We start from the raw sequence: 6,276 nt of genomic DNA, 5'->3' as shown, positions 1-6,276 counted from the left end.
GAAGGGAATGATACAGTCTATGACGGCTCAGGAGATGACTATGCCCATGGCGGGGCTGGGAACGACCTGTTTCACGATGGGCTGGGGGATGATTTCTATCGCGGCGGCGACGGCAATGACTGGTTTGTCCTGACAACTTACGGGGGCAATAACGTCGTTCAGGGGGGAACAGGCACTGATACGCTGGTGCTCAATGGCAGCGCAGATCAGTGGAACTGGGACTATGTCCGGGAGGTTCGCCAGGTCACCAGTGGCGATGGTATTACTGCCACTGAATATGGCGTCGGGCAGTACATCTTCTGGTCTGCTGATGCCTATATCCAGGTACAGGATATTGAGCGGGTAGAGTTCAGCGGTACGGGTAGCGAGACCTACTGGTCTCATCTGGACCAGCAATCGAGCCAGGAGTTCAGCCTCGCCTATATCGCTTCCTACGGGGATCTCATTGATGCGATGGGGACGAACTGGACGCACGGGAGCATCCATTGGGACAACTACGGCCAGGGAACCAATCGCGAAGTCACCTTCAATGCGTTGCAGTATATGGCCGCCAACCCCGATATCTATAACGCTTACGGAATGGATCTTGTTCGAGCAACTGAGCATTACATTCGGTGGGGCAGGACCGAAGGGCGCAATACCGGTGATTTTGATGCTGAACAGTATCTTCGCAACTACAGTGATTTGAGAAACGCCTATGGCTCAGACCTGTCAGCTGCGACGATGCACTACATTCGGTGGGGCAGGACCGAAGGGCGGACAGACGACCCACGGAACGGAGCTCTGACAGATGCCCAATGGGCCTCCTGGTTGCAGAATAATGCCGCAGCGAGTTCAGTTGTCCTTCTCAATCATGTCAATGCTCAAGAGGACAACTCTGACACGTTCTACTGGGCAACCCATCTCGACGAAACCGACCCCAATTCCGTTATCTACGGATATGCGGGCACCGCGAATACTATTGATGGTGGCTCTGGAAACGACACGATTCAGGCAGATAACACCGGGCATTGGTACTATCTGAACCAACCTCACGGGAGCGTCGGGCGCAATGATACCGTAGCCGGAGGAGATGGTGATGACGTGATCCTGGCGGGGCTCGGGGCGGATCAGCTGGCCGGAGAGAATGGGAATGACGTTCTTCTTGGCGAGGGTGGCAACGATCGTCTTGAAGGCGGGAGCGGGTCTGATTTGCTGCGCGGCGGCGAAGGACATGACAGTCTCTTCGGTTTGGACGGGTCAGATGTTCTGGAGGGAGGCAGCGGCAACGATCAGCTACACGGCGGGGCCGGAGGGGATATCCTGAGAGGAGGAGAGGGCCTCGACATCCTCAACGGAAATGGCGGCTCAGATGCGCTCCATGGAGGGGACGGAAGCGATACCCTCAACGGTGGTGAAGGCGGAGACAGCCTTTCTGGTGACGCTGGCGCAGATCAGCTGAACGGCGGAGCTGGCTCAGACCTGCTGCTCGGCGGTGGTGACAATGACCTTCTAGACGGCGGCCTTGGTGATGATCAGCTGTTTGGTGGTGACGGCAATGATACAGTGCTGGCCGGTGCTGGCAACGACTACCTGGTTGGCGGTGCTGGCGCCGACAGCATGGATGGCGGGGCCGGTCAGGATGTGCTGATCGGGGACGGCGAACCAGGTGCGGACGGCGTTGTGATAGGTGGGGCCGATACGCTGAGCGGCGGCGATGGCAATGATATTCTGATGGGTGGCAGCGGCAACGACCTGCTGCTCGGCGGCGATGAAAATGATGTGTTGAATGGTGGCTCCGGGGCGGATACTCTGAATGGCGGCAGTGGTGTTGATGCAGTGAGCTATGCCGATGCCACGGTGGGCGTGTATTTTTCTCTAGATAATTCGGGTGCGGGGAACTTCACCGGCGAAGCCGCTGGCGATAGCTTCACTGATATCGAAAACGCCTATGGATCTGATCATAACGACCGCATCTACGGCAGCCATGGAAGCAACGTGATCTGGGGGGCAGACGGAGACGACCAGATCTATGGTCGAGGTGGCAACGACGACCTATTCGGCGCAGAAGGCAATGACTTGATCAATGGGAATGATGGAATTGACCGGCTCGATGGCGGTGCAGGGGACGATATCCTGTTCGGGGGGGCAGGTGCTGATCACCTCATCGGCGGAGAAGGGGTCGACAGGGCTCAGTATAGCAATGCGACATCGTCTGTCGTGGTAGACCTTCAGTATGCTCAGCTCAACACAGGCGAGGCAGCAGGAGACACCTTCGAGAGCATCGAGAACCTGTTTGGTTCCGCTCATGCCGACAACCTTCGCGGTGACATTGCGGGCAACGTGATCTGGGGCGGGAATGGAAATGATCATATCCATGGCCGAGGAGGGAACGATACCCTTCTGGGGGGGGATGGAAATGATATAATGTGGGGAGGCGCAGGAGCTGATCACATGGATGGAGGAGCAGGAACCGACCGTGCTCAATACTACGGGTCTGACACGGGCTTTGTAGCGGACCTGCAGTATTCGCAGCATAATACGGGCGTTGCAGCGGGGGACACCTATACCAGCATCGAAAATCTCTATGGTGGTGGCGGCAATGACAATTTGCGCGGGGACTCTGGAAACAACGTGATCTGGGGCGGGAATGGTAATGACCAAATCCATGCCCGGCTCGGCAATGACTGGATGTATGGAGGCGAGGGATCAGACTCTTTCAACTTCAATCGCGGGTGGGACCATGATCGAGTCATGGATTTTGCGGATGACGAGGACACTCTGATCTTCCGAAACTTCGGGCTAACCGATGCCCAGGACGCCCTGTCGCATGCTACTCAGAGTGGCTCAAACGTGGTGTTTGACTTCGGAAACGGGGATACGCTGACTGTCCTAAACACAGATCTGGCCGCACTAAGCGATGATATTCTAGTATTTGGGTGACGAGAATATAACCAAAAATTTCGGACTCAATTTGGACCATCTTCAGGGGCAAAGACCAAAAAACTTGGGGAACTCTCGAGCACTGTATCCTGCGCAAGGCTACGTATCTTTCACCACCGATACACCACATAATAAGAAGCAATGTTCGATACACAGCATCCGGCATTTTGGTAAATTCGGTGAGTTCGCCGAGCGACGTACGAACTGCCGCTTCCGTTGCCGGCCGTGTCGAATCCCGAAAGCGGAACCATTAAGCCGGATGAACAAAGCATCGCGCTCATGTATGATGCTATTGAGGTTGGGAAACAACGTAAGCGTCCGGTCTGGGTGCTCTGACGGTCGATAGAGTGCCTTGATAATGTCCACCATCGATAGTGGACATTATGAGGCGCATTATGGGGGCGAAGAGGGGCAGCAAGAAGCGGTTCTGGTCGGACGAGGAGAAGGTGTCGCGTTGACCACGAACCGAAGCATGTACCCGAAGGGCCTGAGCCGAAGGCCGCCAGAAAGCAGAGGCAGGCATACTCGATCCGATCTAACCGCCTTGGTGGATCAATTTGACTGCGCAAAATCGCTTGACTGAGGTTGCCCCGTTACCGAAGCCCAGATCCTATATCCACCGATGTGGAAGCGCTCGATCCGCGAATGACATTATGTCAGATCTCAGTCCTACATCACATTCGAAGACCGCTTCCCAATTGCCTGACACATAACAACAGAGCGCAAACTATATGACAGTCTCTAAATATTCACTTCCTGAAAGCGCGACTCGCAGCTATGATTTCCTCAGAAATCACTGTCCGAATGAGAACTCATCCAGGTAAACGCGTATATGGATGAAGGAATGGTCAAGATTCCTCCATCTGAATGAACTGCCAGGCGGGGAAGCCCGGCAAACCACAACAGCGGCAGGATAGCCGTAAAGGGAAAGAGGCAGAACATGTCGTTTTGTGCAGAGGGGGAATTGATTGACCTCAACAGCAAGTTCAGCTTTGGTGGTGGCGGCGGCAGCTCTGGCGTCGGGGGAGGTGGTGGCAGCTATTCTCCCACACGCAGCTACCCTGCCGAGCAAACTCAAACCGGTGCTGTTTAAGAAAAACCACCCCAATTCACAGAATGTGACACGTAATGAGTTCCCTCAAGACATTGTATGATGCTAGCTCCTACATCGATGCTACTCCATCCGGATTGGATTTTTTTGTTTTCTCGGACAGCCGGTTAATCGATGACCTGGTGGCACTGGCGCATGTGGCGCATCAAGAAAGTCTGTTTTCTGAGTATCGGTTTAGTGGAGCGAAGGTCGAGAACGCGATCAAACACGCGTTGGATAATCCTTTGACACATGGGATCCTGATCGCGAAGAAGGGCGACAGGATCGTTGGTGTGCTCTACTGCACCGTTGGCGATTACTTTCTGTCAACCAATGCCTCGATGACAACGATTCGCGCATTCTATGTTCGCAAGGACGAACGTCAATCCCTCGGGGGAGGTCGGGCGTCTCTCGGGTTGCTCAGTGGAGTGGAATCCTGGTCTCGCGCCAGAGGGATCGACAGGATCCTGTTTCATGTGACTTCAGGGGTCAATCTACACACGACCCACAGGCTCGCAGGCCGAGCCGGGTTTCAAATGCTCGGAGGAAACTATGTTAAGACTTTGGGGTAAGAAGACGCCACTAGCCGGGAGAGGCCTGATGGCCACTCTATTTGCGCTTTTCTTCACTCTGTGCAATGGCAACCTTGCCCATGCCTGGCAGGAAAATTCACCAGGCTGTTTGCAAAATGCAGACCTACTCGACTATAGGGTCGATGCAGAAGAACTTCCGACGCCGTGCTGGCCGGAAGGATATCTTTTTGGAATGGGAGTGTGGGGTGAAGAGTTCGTTCTCGCACATCCATTAGCTTCCGCCGACATCCAAGAGACAAGAGACGTAATTCAAGCGTTTGATGGTGGTGGAGGATACTATCAGAATACTAGATACTATCTATTGATTGAATCAATGGGCTGGGAGGATGTGTCTAGTGAGACCAGATTTAGCCTCCTCCTTGCGGCGCTTTTGTCCATAGGCGATGGAAATCAAAGACGGTTTGACATTTATCGTGGATGGATTGTTCGTCAGTTCATTCAGATTCCAAGCGTGGATGCAAGCTTCGCGATTGCACCTCTTTTGGACTTTGCAAGAGCATATGGGGCATCTGCTCAGCTTGAAACCATCCAAGAATACAACTGCTTCGTTCGTTCGGATATCCATAATGTCGCGCCGGAGCGTGTTTTGGAATCTGTTATGTTTCACTCATGTATGGAAAGCACCGCGCAATGACATTTTCGGTGAGTTTCAATTCCGATGGATCGGTCTCCATGGACTTCGAGGGCTCCAGTTCAGCGCCCGCAGGTAGTGCTGCCGCAATCTTCGATGACGCACTAACCCTTCAAACCAATCACCTTACCGGAAGACTGGAGACAACCGGATACAGTGGTTCACGTGGTCTATCAGATATTGCATCGCTTCAGGTCGTTGTAGGCGCAAGAGTTATTGCAAGCAGAATGAACGACCTCGTTGAGGAGTTGCATTCTGACCCTAGCAATTCGTCGCTACAGAATGAATATGACGATCTAAGGCAACAACTAGAAGCTCTTGAGCTTGCCCAAGGAATGAGTTCGCCTTGGGATGGTCTCGCTGGCGGTTTCTACGAGATCATTGCGCAATCGACTTTGGACAACATCTTTTCTGATCCCCGCTCTTACGGCTTGACAACGCAAGAAAGCATCGATTTTGTTAACCAGGTCGTTCTTGAGATTGCCACAAATGCTGCTCATGGCGGTCGTGTAACACCCTATACCTATGATGAGGCATTGATTGCACTTGATGGTGGCGTGTACCGCCTGGGAGATGAACTCTATCTCATCGATGCCGATGGCGGGGGTTTAATACCGGTCTCGGAGTACGATGGTGATACCGGTGACAACATTATCGGCGATGGATTTGCCTACGACTATACGAATGGCACTGGCACACAGCCATATGACGGAAATGGGCAGTTAATCACGGACCCGAATGGAGACGGCAACTATGCGCCGCCCACGTCTCCTCGACCCATTCCTCGGGGGATGTGATGGCAATGGAGGATTTTGTTGTTTCTATTCTTCTCTTAACAGTGTCTTTTCTTGTTTTCTCAATCATTGTGTCTAGAAGATTTAGCTCTTCTCGCAGCAGCCCAGGATCACGCCGCGCTTACTGGGTTGGATTGTTTTTTTTCTATTTGTTTTCGGCTCAGGGGGAAGCGGAGACTAATCTAGTTGCCTGGGCAATGGAGAGCCACTTCTCAGTTGCAGTGATGACATGCGTCTATTTGTTTG

5 protein-coding genes are annotated in these 6,276 nt (G+C 53.3%); all 5 read left to right on the top strand.

All coding sequences use genetic code 11. The features are described from left to right. Positions 1 to 2,922: hypothetical protein (locus RBB16_RS13155; protein ID WP_306046605.1), on the top strand; the 2,922-nt coding region annotated here is incomplete at its 5' end. Between the two features lie 968 nt (positions 2,923 to 3,890). Further along, positions 3,891 to 4,076 carry a hypothetical protein gene (locus RBB16_RS13150; protein ID WP_306046604.1) on the top strand — a complete coding sequence of 62 codons (186 nt, stop codon included), beginning with the start codon at positions 3,891 to 3,893 and terminating at the stop codon, positions 4,074 to 4,076. Next, complete coding sequence (locus RBB16_RS13145) at positions 4,051 to 4,584, top strand: hypothetical protein (RefSeq protein WP_306046603.1); 534 nt, start codon at positions 4,051 to 4,053, stop codon at positions 4,582 to 4,584. The genes RBB16_RS13150 and RBB16_RS13145 overlap by 26 nt, the downstream gene beginning before the upstream one ends. 28 nt (positions 4,585 to 4,612) lie before the next feature. Next, entirely contained in the window at positions 4,613 to 5,239 is a 627-nt protein-coding gene (locus tag RBB16_RS13140) for a hypothetical protein (protein WP_306046602.1), read from the top strand. 8 nt (positions 5,240 to 5,247) lie between these two features. Further along, positions 5,248 to 6,033, top strand: coding sequence for a hypothetical protein (locus tag RBB16_RS13135; protein ID WP_306046601.1), 786 nt, complete (start codon positions 5,248 to 5,250; stop codon positions 6,031 to 6,033). Positions 6,034 to 6,276: the final 243 nt, after the last annotated feature.

It is taken from the genome of Nioella sp. MMSF_3534, from assembly GCF_030732985.1.
Taxonomy (GTDB): domain Bacteria; phylum Pseudomonadota; class Alphaproteobacteria; order Rhodobacterales; family Rhodobacteraceae; genus Nioella.
Note: the sequence above shows the minus strand (reverse complement) of the source record. Positions and strands in the feature narration are given on the sequence as shown.

Coding starts and splice junctions, on each gene's coding strand:
- RBB16_RS13145 (WP_306046603.1), top strand. CDS start 4,051: ATGAGTTCCCTCAAGACATTGTATGATGCTAGCTCCTACATCGATGCT.
- RBB16_RS13140 (WP_306046602.1), top strand. CDS start 4,613: ATGGCCACTCTATTTGCGCTTTTCTTCACTCTGTGCAATGGCAACCTT.